A 16,380-nucleotide genomic window follows, 5' to 3' on the forward strand; every position below is an offset into this window, starting at 1 on the left:
AACCCTGCGGCGAACACCAGCTCGCTGTGGCCGACCATCGCCAGCGGCAGGCCCATCAGGATCACGGCCTCGGCCAGCGCGAACCGCAGCAGCACCGCCTGCCGGAACACCATCAGCGCGGTCCGCGCCGCCCGCCGCGGGTCGGGCTCGGGCGTCATCGGGCGCGGTGCCCGCGGCCCGGCCAGCAGCGCCACCAGCGCACCGGCCACGAGCGGGAGGTAGATCCACGGCTGCACGTCGTCGCCGGGGCCGTCCGCCACGATCAGCGGGGTGATCGCCAGGATCAGGACGGGGGCGCCCAGCAGGAACAGCATCATCGCCCGCATCCGGCCGAGCTCGGTCCCGCCGCGCAGCGAGGCGACATAGCCCGGGTCGTCGGCGGCGGACGCGCCGAACCTCGGCGTCATGTCCGGCCCGCCGTCGCCGTCCGGCGTCTTCGGTGAGTACATCGAGAACGGGGGTGGCGCCATGGCCGAAAACTCTAGCCGGGCGCCGGGCCCGGCAGTAGACCTCACCAGGATCTATGCGCGGGCCGCGCGGCCGGGCGCGCCGCTCGCCCGCTTCCCGCCCGGCTCCCCCGGAGCGCTACATTGACCGCCTATGAAGGAGCGTCACCTCGGGCGGAGCGGGCTGCTGGTGTCCCGGCTGGGCCTCGGCACCATGACCTGGGGGCAGGACACCGACCCGGACGAGGCGGCGGCGCAGCTCGCCGCGTTCGCCGAGGCCGGCGGCACGCTGGTGGACACCGCCGACGTCTACGCCGACGGCGCCAGCGAGCAGATCCTCGGCCATCTGCTGCGCGAGACCGTCGACCGGGACGGCCTGGTCATCGCGACCAAGGCCGCGATCCGCCCGAACGGCCGCTACGACGGCTCCCGCCGGCACCTGCTCCGCGCCCTGGACGCCTCCCTCGACCGGCTCGACCTGGACCACGTCGACCTGTGGCAGCTGCACGTCTACGACCCGGCGACGCCGCTGGAGGAGACGCTGTCGGCGCTGGACGAGGCCGTCGCGTCCGGCCGGACCCGCTACGTCGGGGTGTCGAACTACGCGGGCTGGCAGGTGTCCAAGGCCGCCGCCTGGCAGCGGGCCTGGCCGGGCCGCGCCCCGATCGTGTCCGCGCAGCTGGAGTACTCGCTGCTGCGCCGCGACATCGAGCGGGAGGTCGTGCCCGCCGTGCTGGACGCGGGGGCCGGGCTGCTGCCGTGGTCGCCGCTCGGGCGCGGGGTGCTCACCGGGAAGTACCGCACCGGCATCCCCGCCGGGTCCCGCGCCGCCGCCCCGCACTTCGCCGAGTTCGTCCAGCCCTACCTCGACGAGGAGTGCGCCCGCATCGTCGAGTCGGTGGTGACCGCCGCCGAGGGCCTCGGCCGCTCCCCCCTCGCCGTGGCGCTGGCGTGGGTGCGCGACCGGGAGGGCGTCGCCGCGCCGATCGTCGGCGCGCGCACCGCCGCGCAGCTCACCGCCATACTGGACAGCGAGGACCTGACCCTGCCGAACGAGATCCGCGGCGCGCTGGACGACGTCTCCGACACCTCGTCCGCTCCCTGACCGGCCGCGACGGGAAGCCTGTGACCGACACACCTGAACCCGCCTCCGCCCCCACGTCCGCCGAGCGGGCCGCGCGCGCCGCGGAGGCCCTGCGCGCCGCCGAGGCCGCCGCAGGGCGATCACCCGCAGCAGCCGCGCCCGCGCCACCCGCTCCCGCCCCGCCCGCGGCGGACGCCTCCGCGGCGGGCACGGACGCGCGGGACGGGCTGCGGGCCCTCGCCGACCTGTTCGCCGCGACCGGCGTCCCCGCGCCGCTCACGGCCCGCGCGGCCGCCCGCCTCGGCCCCGACGCCGCGGCCCGGCTGCGCGCCGACCCGTGGCGGCTGCTGCGCGTCCCCGGCGTCCGGCCCCCGCAGGCCGACCACTTCGCCCGCGCCGTCCTCGGACCGGACGCGCGGCCCGGCGACCCGCGGCGCGGCCGCGCGCTGGTGCTGCACCTGCTGACCGAGGCCGCCCGCGACGGCCACACGGTCACGCCCGCCGCCGACGTGCTGTCCGCGCTGGAGCGCGCGAACGTCCCCGACCCGCAGGGCGCCGTGGAGGCCGCGCTGGACGAGGCGGAGGTCCTCACCCTGACCGAGGAGCCCGACTTCGCCGGCGAGGAGTTCGACGAGGACGCCGAACTCCCCGAACCCGAGGAGACGCTCGGGCCCGCCCGGTGGGCGCTCCCCGAGGAGGCGGCCGCCGAGGGCTTCCAGCGGCTGAGCCTCACCGCCGCGCCGCTGCTGGACGACGCGGCCCTGAAGGAGCTGCGCGACGGGCTGCCCGAGGACCGCTCCCTCGCGCTCACCGCCGCGCTGCGCACCGGCGTCAGCATCCTGCGCGGCACGCCCGGCGACCTCGCGAGCGCGGCCGTCGGCATCGCCGCCGCGGCCGCGGGCCGGGGCGTGCGGGCCGCGGTGGCCGCGCCGACCGACCGCGCCGCCGCCGACCTGCGCGGCGCCCTGCCCGAGGACGCCGCGGACGTCGCCGTCAGCAGCCTGCACCGGCTGCTGGAGCCCCGCGACGACCCTTCGGCCGCGCCCGGCGCCGTCGTGTACGGGCGCGGCGAGCCGCACCCGTTCGACCTCGACCTGGTCGTCGTCGCGGACGCCTCGGCACTCGACGCCGAACTGTGCGCCGTGCTGGTCGAGGCGTGCCCCGACGGCGCCCACCTGGTGCTGTGCGCCGAGCCGGGCGCGCCGCCGCCTTCGGGGCCCGGCCGCCCGCTGGACGACCTGGAGGAGTCCGAGACCGTCCCGGTCGTCACGCTGGACGCCGCGCCGTCCGGCCCGCTCGGCACGCTGACCGAGGCCGTGCGCGGCGGCGACCTGGCCGCCGTCGACGCACCCGAGCGCGAGGTCGTGATCGTGCCCGCCGCGAGCCCGGGCGAGGCGGTGCACCGGGCCGTGCAGCTCGTCACCGACTCGATCCCCCGCACGTTCGGGATCGCCGCCGAGGACGTCCAGGTCGTCGCGCCCGCCGCGAGGGGTGAGGCGGGGACCGGCGCCCTCAACGCGGCGCTGAAGGAGCGGCTGAACCCCGGGCCCGGCCGGTTCGGCGGGCTGGACCCCGGCGACCGGGTGGTGGTCGCCGCGCCCCTCCCCCAGGCCCCGCTCGGCGAGACGGGCGTCGTGACCGGCGGCGGCCCCCACGGCCTGGACGTCGACTTCCCCGGCGGCCCGGCCGTCATCGCCCCGGCGGACGCGTCCCGGCTGCGGCACGGCTGGGCGGTAACGGTCGCGCAGGCCCGCGGCACGCGGCGCCCCGCCGTGGTCGCGGTCATGTCGCCGGACGGCCTGTCACGGCCGCTGGTGGCCACGGCGTTCGGCCTGGCGAGGCGGCACCTGTCGGTCGTGCAGGCGGCCGGCCCCGCACTGGCCAGGGCCGTCCGCGAGGACGGCGCGCCCCCGCGCCGCACCAGGCTCGCGAAACTGGTGGTCCACTGAGGCCGGGGCGAGGTAAACAAACCCCCGTGTCGCGGTTTACGTGCCCGTCCGTATGGGACACGATGTCAACAGGGTCAGCGCTCACAGGGGCGGCGGCATCGGTGCGGGTGGAGGAGCGACATGCCTCAGCGGCTCAGGCGGGCGGGCACGGCTTCGGCGGCGGTCTCGGCGGGCGCGCTCGTCCTGGTCCTCGCCGCCCCCGCGCAGCCGGCCGCGGCGGCCGAGGAGTGCAAGAAGGGCGTCGACCCGGAGACCACGATCGAGAACTGGAAGTGCAACCTCGGCAACCTCCGCGAGGCGCTCACTCCCAAGACCCCGACGCCGACGCCCACCCCCACCCAGTCGAAGGCCCCGGCCAAGACCGCCCCGAGCAAGACGACGAAGAAGACGACCCAGGCCCCGGCGGCCAAGCCCCGCAAGCAGTCGTCGGCCCCCAGGGCCCAGGCCCCGTCCGGCAACGCCCCGGCCCCGATGACGGCCCCCGGCAGCGTCCGGGTGCACCCGGGCACACCGGCCACCCCCGGGCTCCCCGGCGTCCTCCCCACCCCGGAGATCGCCGCCGATCCGAACGCCTACCAGCTCCTGCAGGCGAATGCGGCCGCGATGCCGCAGACCCGCCTCATCTCCCCCGCCGCGGTCCCCCAGCAGGACAACCGCCACATCCTCCTGATCGCCGCGGCCGCGGGCATAACCGGCGCCGCAACGGCCCTGAACCTGACCGTCGCCGCCCGAACCCTACGCCGCCGCCACACCCGCTGACCAAGACTCAAGCCCACGGCCGGTTGCTCGCAGACCCCAGCCACCACCCCAACCACGCAACGGCCCCAACACCTGCGATCGCGCCCAAAGGCAAGGTTTCGAGCCCGCGAGAAACCTCGTCGCGCAGCAAGCTCCCCCAGGGCGAGCCCGCCACGCCAAACCCACGGTCCGTTGCTCGCCGACCCCAGCCACCGCAGCAACCCCGCAACAACCTCGACGCTTGCGATCGCGTCCGAAGGCAGGTTTCGAGCGAAGCAAGAAACCTGATCGCGCAGCGAGCCGCCAGGCGAGCCGGAGCGATGCAGCGATCGCGCGCATTGCCCGCCGAAGGGAAGGCGCTCTAGCGCCTGACCGCCAAGGGCAATGCAATCAGTACGCGCCGATGGCGTGGATGCCGCCGTCTACGTGGACTATTTCGCCGGTGGTGGCGGGGAACCAGTCGGACAGGAGGGCCGCGCAGGCGCGGGCGGTGGGGTCGCTGTCCTTGATGTCCCAGCCGAGCGGGGCCGCCTTCGGCCACATGTCGGTCATGCCCTCGAAGCCGGGGATGCTCTTGGCGGCCATGGTGGCGAGGGGGCCGGCGGCGACGAGGTTCACCCGGATGCCCTGGGGGCCGAGGTACTTGGCGAGGTAGCGGGCGCACGACTCCAGGCCGGCCTTGGCGACGCCCATCCAGTCGTAGACGGGCCATGCCTTGGTGGCGTCGAAGTCCAGGCCGACGACGGAGCCGCCGTCCTTCATGAGGGGCAGGCAGGCCATCGTCAGGGACTTCAGGGAGTAGGCGGAGGCGTGCACGGCGGTCGCGACGTCCTCCCAGGGCGTTTCGAGGAAGTTGCCGCCGAGGGCGCTCTGCGGCGCGAAGCCGATCGCGTGGACGACGCCGTCCAGGTGGTCGAAGCCGCTGTCGCGCAGGTTCCCGGCCAGGGCGTCGAGCTGCTCGGTGTTCATGACGTCCAGCTCGATCACCGGGGGCGGCGAGTCGGGGCCGGAGGGGAGGCGCTTGGCGGTGCGGGCGGTGAGGGTCGGGCGGGGGTAGGCGGTGAGGACCACCTCGGCGCCCTGTTCCTGCGCGACCCGCGCGACGTGGAAGCCGATCGAGGCGTCGGTGAGGACGCCGGTGACCAGGATGCGCTTGCCTTCGAGGATTCCCATGCCGTCAGTGCCCCATTCCCAGGCCGCCGTCGACCGGGATCACGGCCCCGGTGATGTAGGCGGCGTCCTCGCTCGCCACGAACCGCACGGCCTTGGCGATCTCGTCCGGCTGCGCGATCCGGCCGAGCGGGATCGCCGCGGTGACGGCCTTGTGCTGGTCCTCGCTGAGGACGGCCGTCATGTCGGTCTCGACGAAGCCGGGCGCCACGACGTTCACGGTGATGCCGCGCGAGCCCAGCTCGCGGGCGAGGGACCGCGCGAAGCCGACCATGCCGGCCTTGGACGCGGCGTAGTTGGTCTGCCCCGCCGACCCCGACAGCCCGACGACCGAGGAGACCAGCACGATGCGGCCCCTGCGCTTGCGCATCATGCCCTTCACGCCGCGCTTGGCGACGCGGAACGCACCGGTCAGGTTGGTGTCGAGCACCGACGTGAACGACTCCTCGCTCATGATCGCCAGCAGGGTGTCCTTGGTGATGCCGGCGTTGGCGATGACCACCTCGACCGGGCCCTGCTCCGCCTCGACCTTGCCGAAGGCGGCGTCGACGTCCTCGGCGCTGGTCACGTCGCAGCGCACGCCGAACAGGCCCTCGGGGGGCTCGCCGGACCGGTAGGTGACGGCGACCGCGTCGCCCGCGGCGGCGAGCTCGCGGGCGATCGCCAGGCCGATGCCCCGGTTCCCCCCGGTGACGAGGACAGAGCGACTCATCACGACCCTCTCGTTGCTGTTCGTGGTGCACCGCGTCGCACGGTGATGACAGCGCACGACACTAGCGGCCTTCCCGCAGCCTGCGGATGTGCCGAACCGACAAGATCCGCCATCCGTGTTTGTTCGGCCGCGCGCCGTACCCGGCGGGTAGGTTGCCAAGGGTGCATGACATCGATCCCGCCTTCACCGCGCTGCCGCTTCGCGCGCTGGCCGACGCGGCCCTGTCCCGGGCCCGGGAGCTGGGCGCCGAGCACGCCGACTTCCGCCTGGAGCGCATCCGCAGCCAGACCCTCCGCCTGCACGACGCCGCGCTGGAGACCGCGCTGGACGCCGACGACGTCGGCCTGTCGGTCCGCGTCGTCAAGGACGGCACCTGGGGCTTCGCCGCCGGCATCGACCTGACGCCCGAGGGCGCCGCCGGGCTGGCCGCCCGCGCGGTGGAGGTCGCCGCGGTCGCCAGGCCCGTCAACCGGGAGCCGATCGAGCTGGCCCCCGAGCCCGTGCACGGCGAGCGCACCTGGGTCTCGGCGTACGAGGTCGACCCGTTCGACGTGCCGACCGCCGAGAAGGCGGCGCTGCTGGCGGACTGGAGCCGCCGGCTGCTCGGCGACGACCGCGTCGACCACGTGGACGCGACGCTGCTGCAGGTCAGGGAGAACAAGTTCTTCGCCGACCTGGCGGGCACCGTCACCACCCAGCAGCGCGTCCGGGTGCACCCCGGCGTGAACGCCGTCGGCATCAGGGACGGCCTGTTCGACACGATGCGGACGCTCGCGCCGCCCGCCGGGTACGGGTGGGAGTGGCTGTCGGGCGAGCACTGGGACTGGGACGGGGAGCTGGCCCGCATCCCGGAGCTGCTCGCCGAGAAGCTCGCCGCCCCGTCGGTCGAGGCGGGCGTGTACGACGTGGTGGTCGACCCGTCGAACCTGTGGCTGACGATCCACGAGTCGATCGGGCACGCCACCGAGCTCGACCGGGCGCTCGGGTACGAGGCCGCGTACGCGGGCACCTCGTTCGCCACGCCCGACAAGCTCGGGAAGCTCCGGTACGGCTCGGAGGTCATGAACGTCACCGGGGACCGCACCGCCGAGCACGGCCTGGCCACCATCGGCTACGACGACGAGGGCGTGCGGACGCAGTCGTTCGACATCATCTCCGGCGGGCTGTTCACCGGCTACCAGACCGACCGCCGCATCGCCCGGCTGACCGGCGCCGAGCGCTCCAACGGGTGCGCGTTCGCGGACGCCGCGTCCAGCATGCCGATCCAGCGGATGGCGAACGTCTCGCTGCGGCCCGCCGAGGACGGCCCGTCCACCGACGAGCTGATCTCCGGTGTCGAGCGCGGCGTGTACATCGTCGGCGACAAGAGCTGGTCGATCGACATGCAGCGCTACAACTTCCAGTTCACCGGCCAGCGGTTCTACCGGATCGAGAACGGGCGGCTGGCCGGGCAGCTCCGCGACGTCGCCTACCAGGCGACCACCACCGACTTCTGGAACTCGATGGAGGCCGTCGGCGGCCCGCAGACGTACGTGCTGGGCGGCGCGTTCAACTGCGGAAAGGGCCAGCCGGGGCAGGTCGCGCCGGTCAGCCACGGCTGCCCGTCGGCGCTGTTCCGCGGCGTCAGCATCCTCAACACCCTGAAGGAGGCGGGCCAGTGAGGGCTCAGGAGGCCGTCGAGCGGGCGCTGGCCGCGTCGCGGGCCGACGACTGCGTCGTCATCGCCGAGGAGTCGAGCACCGCGAACCTGCGGTGGGCGGGCAACACGCTCACGACCAACGGGGTGACCCGGTCCAGCCGCCTGACGGTCATCGCGCTGCGCCGGACGGCGGACGGCGTCGCGGCGGGCGTGGTGTCGCGGTCGGCCGTCGGCGCGGACGGCGTCGAGGACCTGGTGCGCGCCGCCGAGGCCGACGCCGCCGGCAACGAGCCCGCCGAGGACGCCGCCCCGCTGATCACCGAGGGGCCGCCCGCGGCCGGGTGGGACGACGACCCGGCCGAGACCGGCATCGGCGTGTTCGAGGGGTTCGCGCCCGCGCTGGGCGAGGCGTTCGCCGCCGCGGAGGCCGGGGACCGGCGCCTGTACGGGTTCGCGAACCACATGCTGACGTCGACGTTCCTGGGCAGTTCGGCGGGGCTGCGGCTGCGGCACGACCAGCCGACCGGGCTGCTGGAGGTCAACGCCAAGGGCGCGGGCGGCTCGGCGTGGGCGGGGGTCGCCACCCGCGACTTCACCGACGTCGACGTCCCCGCGCTGACCGGCGGCCTCGCCAGGCGGCTGGAGTGGGGCGAGCGGCGGGTGGACCTGCCGGCGGGGCGGTACGAGACGATCCTGCCGCCGTCCGCGGTCGCCGACCTGATGATCTACCTGTACTGGTCGGCGGGCGCGCAGGACGCCCACGACGGCCGGACGGTGTTCAGCGCCCCGGGCGGCGGCACCCGGGTCGGGGAGCGGTTCGCGGACCTGCCGGTCTCGCTGTCCAGCGACCCGGCCGCGCCCGGCCTGGAGTGCGCCCCGTTCGTCGTCGCGCACGCCTCCGGCCGCGAGTCGTCGGTGTTCGACAACGGCCTCGCGCTCGGCGCCACCGACTGGATCAGGGACGGCGTGCTCACCTCGCTCACCCAGACCCGGCACTCGGCCGGGCGCACCGGGCTGCCGGTCACCCCGGCCGTCGACAACCTGGCGATGGCCGGGCCGGACGGCGGCGCGTCGCTGGAGGAGATGGTCGCCCGCACCGAGCGGGGGCTGCTGCTGACGTGCCTGTGGTACATCCGCGAGGTCGACCCGCAGAGCCTGCTGCTGACCGGCCTCACCCGCGACGGGGTCTACCTCGTCGAGGACGGCGAGGTCGTCGGGGCGGTGAACAACTTCCGGTTCAACGAGAGCCCCGTGGACCTGCTGTCCCGCCTCACCGAGGTCGGCGAGACGGGCCCGACGCTGCCGCGCGAGTGGTCCGACTACTTCACCCGCGCCGCGATGCCGGCCGTGCGCGTCCCCGACTTCCACATGTCGACGGTGAGCCAGGCGACCTGATCTCCGGCTCATTCCCGGCTGACGCCCCGCTGGGGCCCGGCTCCGGTCCGGGGCGGGCCCCAGCGGGGCCTCAGCGGCGGCTCAGGCGTCTTCCAGGCGGAAGCCGACCTTCATGGTGACCTGAATGTGGGCGACCTCCCCGTCCTCGATCTGGCCGCGAACCTCGGTCACCTCGAACCAGTCCAGGTGGCGCAGGGTCTGCGCGGCGCGGCGGACGCCGTTGCGGACGGCGCTCTCGACCGACTCCGGCGAGGTGCCCACGATCTCCGTCACCCGGTACGTGCGATCGGTCATGTCGTTCCTCCGATGCGATGATTTGACCCGCACTGCTGTCGCCAGCCGGACCCCATGGGCTTACCGTGGAATGGTGAAGGTCAATCACCAGCGTGGGCCGGAGGTCTACACGGTCACCGACGCTCCCCGCCCCATGTCCGAGGACATCGAGCACCGGCAGCGGCGGTACCTGGTGTCCATGGGCGCGCGGACGGTCTGCTTCGTCGGCGCGATACTGGCCGCGGTGGCCGGTGCGCCGGCGTGGGCGGTGCTGATCCTCGTGGCCGGGGCACTGGTGCTGCCCTACGTCGCGGTGGTCGTCGCCAACGGCGGACGGGAGCCGGTGGCGCCCGCGAGCTTCGGCGACCACGCGAAGCAGGGACAGAAGCCGGTTTCCGGACAGCGACCGGAAATCGGGTCGTGACATTCTCTTGACTAACCGCGGGGGGTTTCGGTGTACGATTTGTACCGGCGCTCTGGTCCCCCGTCGGAGCGCCCGTGCCGGTGTTCCGGGCCCCCGTCGGAACACCGATGATGCGGCGCCGGGTGGATTGCCCCCGTATCCACCCGGCGCCGCTTTTCATATCCAGGGGGTTTCCCTGGTACTTCCCCGGCTCCGCGCGGAGCCGCGCTTGCCCCGCGCTTGCCCCGCACCAGCCCCCGCGACCCGGCCCTGACCGCCCGCGGCAGGCCTGAGCACATCCCGGCGAAAAGGCAAGACCCGGCCGTGGCCTGCTTCGGCCACAGTCCGAAAACCCGCCGAAGCGAACTTTTCGCCCGGGAATCCGTGGGCAGCGCGGCGTTTCCGGGCGGGCACCGTCCGTCAGAAACACCTGGACGCGCACCGAGCCATTCCGGGTCCGCGCCGCGTACTGATGAACGGCGGCAACCCCGCCCCCGCGCCTCGAGGGGAGGTCCCGTGGACCCAGGTCTCCGGCCGGACGGCCGCACGCGGATGGAGCACCGCGCCGAACGGCCCCACCGCGCCCAGTGGCCGCGCACTTGCCCGGCCGGCCGCACCCCGCAGCCGCCCCCGGCGGCCGGCCGGGCGCGCACCGGAGGCCCAATCCGTTCCTGAGCCGCCGAAACACTTGACGGAGGACGCCGATGAGACGAACATCACATCTGGCCCTCTTGAGACATATTCCCCATGTGTCTCACCGGCGGGCCGCCACGACGCGGCGAGACGGCACCCGGCGCCCCCGCCCGGGAAACGGAGAACGGCGATGAGCGGACACGACGACGTGCCCGAGTGGGCACCGCGCAACCTGCCGGAGAGCGGCGAGCCCGATGCGCCCTACACGTTCCTCGGCGCCTCCCAACCCGGCGGCGCGCCCCTCCCCTCCCCCTCCTCCTCTCCCGGTCCGGCGGGCGGCACCCCGCCGGGCGGCCGGCCGTTCGAGCCCTTCGAGAGGCCCGGCCCCGCGGCCCGCCCGCCGGGCCCGGCGCACGCCGCGGCCGGGCAGGGCCGCCGCAGGTTCCGGCCGCCGCAGCGGTTCGGCGGCGTCCTGCTCGGCCCGCTGGCGGGCGCGGTCGGGCTGGTGCTGCTGACGGGCTTAGGCGCGTACGCGCTCACCTCGACGGGCGACGAGTGCTCCGGCGACGAGGCCCTGTCCATCGGCGTCGCGGCGGCACCGGAGATCGCCCCCGCCGTCATCCGGGCGGCGAGGCGCTTCAACGACGCCCGCCACGAGGTCGCCGGCAAGTGCGCACGCGCGGACGTGCGGTCCGCCGACCCGGCCGCGGTCGCGACGCTCCTGTCGGGCAAGGGCGTCTCCGGCATCACCGAGAAGCCGGACGTGTGGATCCCCGACTCGTCCCTCTGGACCAGCCTCGTGGCGGGATCGGGCCGGGACGGGGCAGCCCCGGGCTTCACCCCCCTCGGCGGCATGGCGTCCACCCCGATCGTGCTGGCCATGCCCAGCGCGCTCGCGCTGCAGCTGCGCAACCTCGGGGCGCCCGCGCAGCCGTCCTGGAAGGACCTGCTCGCCGCGGCCGGGACGGCGGCGAACGCCGAGCAGGAGCCCGGCGGCGCGCGGCGGAGCGCGATCCCGCCGCGGCTGATCCGGCTGCAGGTGCCCGACCCCGACCGCACCGCCACCGGCATGGGCGTGCTGGTGCTCGCCGACGCGCTGGTGGGCGGCGACCCGCGGGGGCAGGCGCTGTTCACCGGCGCGGTGCGGACGTTCCGGGAGGGCATCGTCCCGTCGGTCAACGCGGAGTTCGCGGTGCTCGGGCAGGAGGCGGGCGACCGGTACCCCGTCGCGCTGGCGCCGGAGCAGGCGGTGTACTCCTACAACGCGAAGCGTCCCGGTGAGCTCGCCGCCGCGGTCTACCCGGCGGAGGGGACGGTCTTCCTCGACCACCCGGTCACCGTCCTGGCCCGGGACCCGGCGAAGCTCAACGCGGGCCGCCTGCTCGGCAGGGAGCTCTCGTCCGTGACCACCCGCGAGGACGTGCGCAGGCTGGGCTTCCGGAGTCCCGACGGCGCCGCGCAGGCCGGGTTCACCGAGAAGACCGGGCTGAGCGCCAGGCCGCCGAAGGCGCTGCCCGCGCCGGACGCGGACCGGGTGAAGCGCATCACGCAGCGGTGGGCGCAGCTCTCGCTGAGCATCCGGATGCTGAGCATCATCGACGTCTCCGGCTCCATGGACCGGCGGATCGCGCCCGGCGCGAGCCGGCTGCAGTCGACGATCCGCACGGCGCAGAACGGCCTGTCGCTGCTGCCGGACGACAGCGAGCTGGGCCAGTGGGTGTTCTCCACGAGGCTGCAGGGCGGGCAGGACTGGCGGGAGCTGGTCAGCGTGGGGCCGCTGAACGAGCGGCTCGGCTCGGCCACCCGCCGCCAGCTCGTGCTGAGCGCGTTCGCGCAGATCAGGGTGAAGGAGAACGGCGGCACGGGCCTGTACGAGACGACGATCGCCGCGTTCGACCACATGAAGCGGACCTACAAGCCCGAGTACGTGAACTCGATCCTGCTGTGGACGGACGGGAAGAACCAGGACCGGGAGGGCCCGTCCCTGGACGAGACGCTGAAGCACATCCGCCGCGCCTACGACTCGGAACGGCCCGTCCAGATCAACATGTTCGGCCTCGGCGGCGGCGTGGACGTGGACGAGCTCCGGCGGATCGCCCGGCTGACGAACGGCGACGCGTACGTGGCCGAGACGCCGGGGCAGGTGCAGGCCCTGTTCCTCAAGGCGCTGTCCCAGCGGGTCTGCGAACCCGACTGCTGATCCGCCGCATTGCGATTTCCGGGGGCCGGGGAAAATGCCCGGCCCCGCGCCGCCGTCCGATTCCGGTCCCGGCGCACTATTCGACAGAAAGCCAACAACACCGCCCACTATCTGGACAATGAGACAATGCTTGACTTTCGTCTCATGAGTCGATGGGACTTCTCCGGCGCGGCATGCCCCGGCGGGCCGTTCGACGGTTTCGAGAGGCCGGACCGCCGCTCCCGCCCGCCGGGCCCGACCGCTGCGCCCGCCCGACCCGTATTTGATTCTAGAACTGGATTCGAGTTAGGTTAGCGTTCTGTTAACCGTGCAGCGAAAGGGGTCGAGAGCGTGCGCCGCACCGTGTTCGACGAGGACCATGAGGCGTTCCGGGAGACGATCCGGGCGTTCATCGAGGCGGAGGTCGCGCCCGTCTACGGGGAGTGGGAGGAGGCGGGCCACCCGCCGCGCGACTTCTACAACAAGCTCGGGGAGCTCGGGGTGTTCGGCATCCAGGTCCCCGAGGAGTACGGCGGCGCCGGGGAGACCAGCTTCAAGTACCAGGCCGTGATCTCCGAGGAGTGCGCCCGCGCCGGGGTGAGCTTCGGCGGCTACGGCGTGCACGTCAACCTCGTCCTGCCGTACCTGCTGAAGTACGGGTCGGAGGAGCAGAAGAAGCGCTGGCTGCCGCCGTTCGTGTCCGGCGAGATGATGACGGCCATCGCGATGACCGAGCCCGGCACCGGCTCCGACCTCGCCGGGATGCAGACCACCGCGAAGCGCGACGGGGACCACTACGTCCTCAACGGCGCCAAGACCTTCATCACCGGCGGCGTCCTCGCCGACCGGGTGCTCGTCGTGGCGCGCACGTCGCCGGCCACGCCGGAGAACCGGCGGGCGGGCCTGTCCATCCTGGCGGTGGACACCGGGAGCGAGGGCTACGCGGTCGGCCGCAAGCTGGAGAAGATCGGGCTGCGCAGCTCCGACACCGCCGAGCTGTCGTTCACCGACGTCCGCGTCCCGGCCGAGGACCTGCTCGGCGAGGAGGGCCGCGGGTTCGAGTACCTGACGCACAACCTGGCCGAGGAGCGCCTCGGCATCGCGACCAGCTCCTACGCGTCCGCGGCGGCCGCCGTGGAGTTCGCGCGCAGGTACGTCCGGGAGCGGACCGTCTTCGGCAAGACCGTGTCGTCGTTCCAGAACACCAAGTTCGTCCTCGCCGAGTGCGCCACCGAGGTCGAGGCGGCGCGCTCGCTCGTCGACCGCTGCATCGAGGCGCTGGACGCCGGGGAGCTCACCCCCGCCGACGCCGCCATGTGCAAGCTGTTCTGCACCGAGGTCCAGGCCCGCGTCGTCGACAAGTGCCTGCAGCTCCACGGCGGCTACGGCTACATCCTTGAGTACCCGATCGCGCGGCTGTACGCCGACGCGCGGGTAACCCGCATCTACGGCGGCACCAGCGAGGTGCTCAAGACGATCATCGCCAAGGACATCCAGGTCTGAACGGGCCGGTGCCCAGGGAGGAGCACGAAATGACCGACACCAGGGTCGCCATCGTCACGGGCGCCGCGCGCGGCATCGGCGCCGCCACGGCCGTCCGGCTCGGCCGGGAGGGCTTCGCGGTCGCGGTCTGCGACCTCGACGAGGCCGCCTGCGCCGGCACCGTGGAGGAGATCGAGAAGAACGGCGGGAAGGCGCTCGCCGTCGGCGTGGACGTCGCCGACTCCGCGCGGGTCTCCGCCGCCGTGGCGCGCGTCGCCGCCGAGCTCGGCCCGCCGGTCGTGCTCGTGAACAACGCCGGCGTCACGCGCGACAACCTGCTGTTCAAGATGTCGGACGACGACTGGGACACCGTCATGGCGGTGCACCTGCGCGGCTCGTTCCTGATGAGCCGCGCAGCCCAGGAGCACATGACGAAGGCCGGGTGGGGCCGCATCGTCAACCTGTCGTCGGTGTCGGCGCTCGGCAACCGCGGGCAGGTCAACTACTCGGCCGCCAAGGCGGGGCTGCAGGGCTTCACCAAGACCCTCGCGATCGAGCTCGGCAAGTTCGGCGTGACCGCCAACGCCATCGCCCCGGGCTTCATCGCGACGGAGATGACCGCCGCGACCGCCGCCCGGGTCGGCGTCGAGTGGGAGGACTTCAAGGCCGCCGCGGCCAAGGAGATCCCCGTCCGCCGCGTCGGCACCCCGGAGGACATCGCCGGGACCGTCGCGTTCCTGGTGAGCGACGACGCGTCGTTCGTGTCCGGGCAGGTCATCTACGTCGCGGGCGGCCCCCGGGCATGAACCGCGCGCCGCGGGCGGCCGGTCCCCGGCCGGGGGCCCGGCCGTGACCGCACCGCGGACGGCGGGCCGGCCGGGCCCGGCCGGGGACCGGGCGGCGACCGAGGAGTCGCTGCGCGCGGCGGCCATCGCGCTGCTGCGGCGCGGCGGCGTCCTCGCCGGGCTGAACCTGCGCCAGGTCGCCGACGAGGCCGGGGTGAACCGGGGGCTGGTCTACCAGTACTTCGGGTCGCGGCGGGCGCTGCTGCGCTCGGCGCTGTTCCACCGGTCCCGCCCCAACGCCGAGGACGCCGTGGACGCGGCGGGCCTGCCGCTGCGCAAGCGGCTGTCCCGGCTGTTCTGGAAGAGCCTGCGCAACCCCGAGCCGGTCGTCCTGGCGTCGCTGCTGGTGCTGGACGGCGACGACCGGCCCCGGGTGCTGCTCAACCGGGGCGCGGGCCGGGCGGACCTCGCCGCGGAGGCGGCGCGGGGCGAGCTGCCGGTCGAGGACGTCGAGGCCGTGCAGGCGGCGATCGCGTCCACGATCTACGGGTACACGCTGCTGCGCGAGCATCTGGCGCGGGAGATCGGCCTGCCGGCGGCGGAGCTGGACGGCCGCATGGCCGCGTGCGTGGAGGCGATGTTCACGCGCTCGCCGGCCCGCGACGGCGAGTAGTCCCGGGCGGGCGGCCCCGAGGGGGCCGCGGTCAGCGGACCCGGGCGGCGGCGAGCTGCCGCGCCAGCGCCGCCGGGGCCTCGGCGAGGGACGGGCCGTACCAGGTGAGGTGCCGGCCGTCGACGAGCGCGACGTCGGTCCCGGGGAAGGACTCGGGGCCGTCGTCCTCGGTGAACCGGTAGGGCTCGTCGGGGAGGACGACCAGGTCGGCGCCCGCCGCGTTCAGCTCCGCCAGGGCGATCTTCGGGTAGCGCTCCGGGTGGCCCGCGTACACGTTGGCCACGCCCAGGCGGGACAGGACGTCCCCGGTGAAGGTGTCGCGGCCGACGACCATCCACGGCCGCCGCCAGATCGGGACGATGGCCCTGCGGCGCGTGCCCGGGGCGACGCCCGCCCAGACGCGGGACGCCTCGTCCAGCCAGCCCGGCACCGGGACCCGGCACGCCTCGGCGAGCATGCGGCGCAGCGACGCCAGCGCCTCGTCCACGGTGCGGATCTCCGTCATCCACACCGCGATGCCAGCCGCGCGCAGCGCCGCGACGTCGGCGGGCCGGTTCTCCTCGGTGTTGCCGAGGACGACGTCGGGCCGCAGCTCCGCGATGCGGTCCAGGTCGGGGTTCTTCGTCCCCTTGACGCGCGGCACGTCCAGGTCCGCCGGGTGGGTGCACCAGTCGGTGGCCCCCGCGAGCAGGCCGGGCGCGGTGACCGCGACGGTCTCGGTCAGCGACGGGACGATCGACACGACGCGGCGCACCCGGTCCGGGACGGGGACCGGGTGGCCGGTGTCGTCCAGCGGGGCCGTCAGCGGGGCCATCGGCG

Annotated in this window: 15 protein-coding genes; 10 read left to right on the forward strand and 5 right to left on the reverse strand. The window is 74.3% G+C overall.

Translation table 11 applies throughout. The annotated features are described in order from the left end of the window. On the reverse strand, positions 1–470 hold a 470-nt coding region (locus IEZ03_RS05885; protein ID WP_189241163.1), incomplete at its 3' end, for a hypothetical protein. 130 nt (positions 471–600) lie between these two features. Between IEZ03_RS05885 and IEZ03_RS05890 the strand changes: the two genes are divergently transcribed. The 3 genes from IEZ03_RS05890 to IEZ03_RS05900 all read left to right on the forward strand — a co-directional run bounded on the left by IEZ03_RS05890 (position 601) and on the right by IEZ03_RS05900 (position 4,238). After that, positions 601–1,551 (forward strand): aldo/keto reductase, encoded by a 951-nt coding sequence (locus IEZ03_RS05890; RefSeq protein WP_132048636.1) that lies wholly within the window; start codon positions 601–603, stop codon positions 1,549–1,551. Positions 1,552–1,571: 20 nt separating this feature from the next. Continuing rightward, entirely contained in the window at positions 1,572–3,479 is a 1,908-nt protein-coding gene (locus IEZ03_RS05895; RefSeq protein ID WP_229808046.1) for a helix-hairpin-helix domain-containing protein, read from the forward strand. A gap of 120 nt (positions 3,480–3,599) precedes the next feature. Then, complete coding sequence (locus IEZ03_RS05900) at positions 3,600–4,238, forward strand: hypothetical protein (RefSeq protein ID WP_184884767.1); 639 nt, start codon at positions 3,600–3,602, stop codon at positions 4,236–4,238. A 369-nt stretch (positions 4,239–4,607) separates the two neighbouring features. On the opposite strand, the gene fabI is transcribed toward IEZ03_RS05900, so the two are convergent. Both fabI and IEZ03_RS05910 read right to left on the reverse strand, forming a co-directional pair. Then, positions 4,608–5,390 (reverse strand): enoyl-ACP reductase FabI, encoded by a 783-nt coding sequence (gene fabI / locus IEZ03_RS05905; protein WP_184884769.1) that lies wholly within the window; start codon positions 5,388–5,390, stop codon positions 4,608–4,610. 4 nt (positions 5,391–5,394) lie between these two features. Then, positions 5,395–6,099, reverse strand: coding sequence for a beta-ketoacyl-ACP reductase (locus IEZ03_RS05910; protein WP_132054638.1), 705 nt, complete (start codon positions 6,097–6,099; stop codon positions 5,395–5,397). Between the two features lie 161 nt (positions 6,100–6,260). On the opposite strand from IEZ03_RS05910, the gene IEZ03_RS05915 reads away from it, so the two are divergent. After that, positions 6,261–7,760, forward strand: a complete 1,500-nt coding sequence (locus tag IEZ03_RS05915) for a TldD/PmbA family protein (protein ID WP_229808047.1) — start codon at positions 6,261–6,263, stop codon at positions 7,758–7,760. Beyond that, a complete protein-coding gene (locus IEZ03_RS05920; RefSeq protein WP_184884773.1) occupies positions 7,757–9,133 on the forward strand; it encodes a metallopeptidase TldD-related protein in 1,377 nt (458 codons plus the stop codon). The genes IEZ03_RS05915 and IEZ03_RS05920 overlap by 4 nt, the downstream gene beginning before the upstream one ends. 81 nt (positions 9,134–9,214) lie before the next feature. Here the strand turns inward: IEZ03_RS05920 and IEZ03_RS05925 are convergent, their stop codons facing one another. Further along, positions 9,215–9,427 (reverse strand): dodecin, encoded by a 213-nt coding sequence (locus tag IEZ03_RS05925; protein ID WP_131952645.1) that lies wholly within the window; start codon positions 9,425–9,427, stop codon positions 9,215–9,217. Between the two features lie 70 nt (positions 9,428–9,497). Between IEZ03_RS05925 and IEZ03_RS05930 the strand changes: the two genes are divergently transcribed. The 5 genes from IEZ03_RS05930 to IEZ03_RS37625 all read left to right on the forward strand — a co-directional run bounded on the left by IEZ03_RS05930 (position 9,498) and on the right by IEZ03_RS37625 (position 15,561). Continuing rightward, positions 9,498–9,830: a DUF3099 domain-containing protein gene (locus IEZ03_RS05930; RefSeq protein WP_221480739.1), complete on the forward strand. Its 333-nt coding sequence runs from the start codon at positions 9,498–9,500 to the stop codon at positions 9,828–9,830. An 802-nt stretch (positions 9,831–10,632) separates the two neighbouring features. Further along, positions 10,633–12,642: a substrate-binding domain-containing protein gene (locus IEZ03_RS05935; RefSeq protein WP_184884778.1), complete on the forward strand. Its 2,010-nt coding sequence runs from the start codon at positions 10,633–10,635 to the stop codon at positions 12,640–12,642. Between the two features lie 330 nt (positions 12,643–12,972). After that, a complete protein-coding gene (locus IEZ03_RS05940) occupies positions 12,973–14,124 on the forward strand; it encodes an acyl-CoA dehydrogenase family protein (protein ID WP_184884780.1) in 1,152 nt (383 codons plus the stop codon). Positions 14,125–14,153: 29 nt separating this feature from the next. After that, positions 14,154–14,909, forward strand: a complete 756-nt coding sequence (gene fabG / locus IEZ03_RS05945; protein ID WP_184884783.1) for a 3-oxoacyl-ACP reductase FabG — start codon at positions 14,154–14,156, stop codon at positions 14,907–14,909. A 43-nt stretch (positions 14,910–14,952) separates the two neighbouring features. Continuing rightward, complete coding sequence (locus tag IEZ03_RS37625) at positions 14,953–15,561, forward strand: TetR/AcrR family transcriptional regulator (protein WP_221480740.1); 609 nt, start codon at positions 14,953–14,955, stop codon at positions 15,559–15,561. Between the two features lie 31 nt (positions 15,562–15,592). On the opposite strand, the gene IEZ03_RS05955 is transcribed toward IEZ03_RS37625, so the two are convergent. After that, complete coding sequence (locus tag IEZ03_RS05955) at positions 15,593–16,375, reverse strand: helical backbone metal receptor (RefSeq protein WP_184884785.1); 783 nt, start codon at positions 16,373–16,375, stop codon at positions 15,593–15,595. Positions 16,376–16,380 lie beyond the last annotated feature (5 nt).

The sequence above is a fragment of the Actinomadura livida genome (genome assembly GCF_014648675.1).
Lineage (GTDB): Bacteria > Actinomycetota > Actinomycetes > Streptosporangiales > Streptosporangiaceae > Spirillospora > Spirillospora livida.

What these genes read in the sequence shown, in the direction of transcription:
- IEZ03_RS05910 (WP_132054638.1), bottom strand. Translation starts at nt 6,099, where the DNA reads ATGAGTCGCTCTGTCCTCGTCACCGGGGGGAACCGGGGCATCGGCCTG.
- IEZ03_RS05935 (WP_184884778.1), top strand. Translation starts at nt 10,633, where the DNA reads ATGAGCGGACACGACGACGTGCCCGAGTGGGCACCGCGCAACCTGCCG.
- IEZ03_RS05925 (WP_131952645.1), bottom strand. Translation starts at nt 9,427, where the DNA reads ATGACCGATCGCACGTACCGGGTGACGGAGATCGTGGGCACCTCGCCG.
- fabG (WP_184884783.1), top strand. Translation starts at nt 14,154, where the DNA reads ATGACCGACACCAGGGTCGCCATCGTCACGGGCGCCGCGCGCGGCATC.
- IEZ03_RS05900 (WP_184884767.1), top strand. Translation starts at nt 3,600, where the DNA reads ATGCCTCAGCGGCTCAGGCGGGCGGGCACGGCTTCGGCGGCGGTCTCG.
- IEZ03_RS05955 (WP_184884785.1), bottom strand. Translation starts at nt 16,375, where the DNA reads ATGGCCCCGCTGACGGCCCCGCTGGACGACACCGGCCACCCGGTCCCC.
- IEZ03_RS05930 (WP_221480739.1), top strand. Translation starts at nt 9,498, where the DNA reads ATGGTGAAGGTCAATCACCAGCGTGGGCCGGAGGTCTACACGGTCACC.
- fabI (WP_184884769.1), bottom strand. Translation starts at nt 5,390, where the DNA reads ATGGGAATCCTCGAAGGCAAGCGCATCCTGGTCACCGGCGTCCTCACC.
- IEZ03_RS05890 (WP_132048636.1), top strand. Translation starts at nt 601, where the DNA reads ATGAAGGAGCGTCACCTCGGGCGGAGCGGGCTGCTGGTGTCCCGGCTG.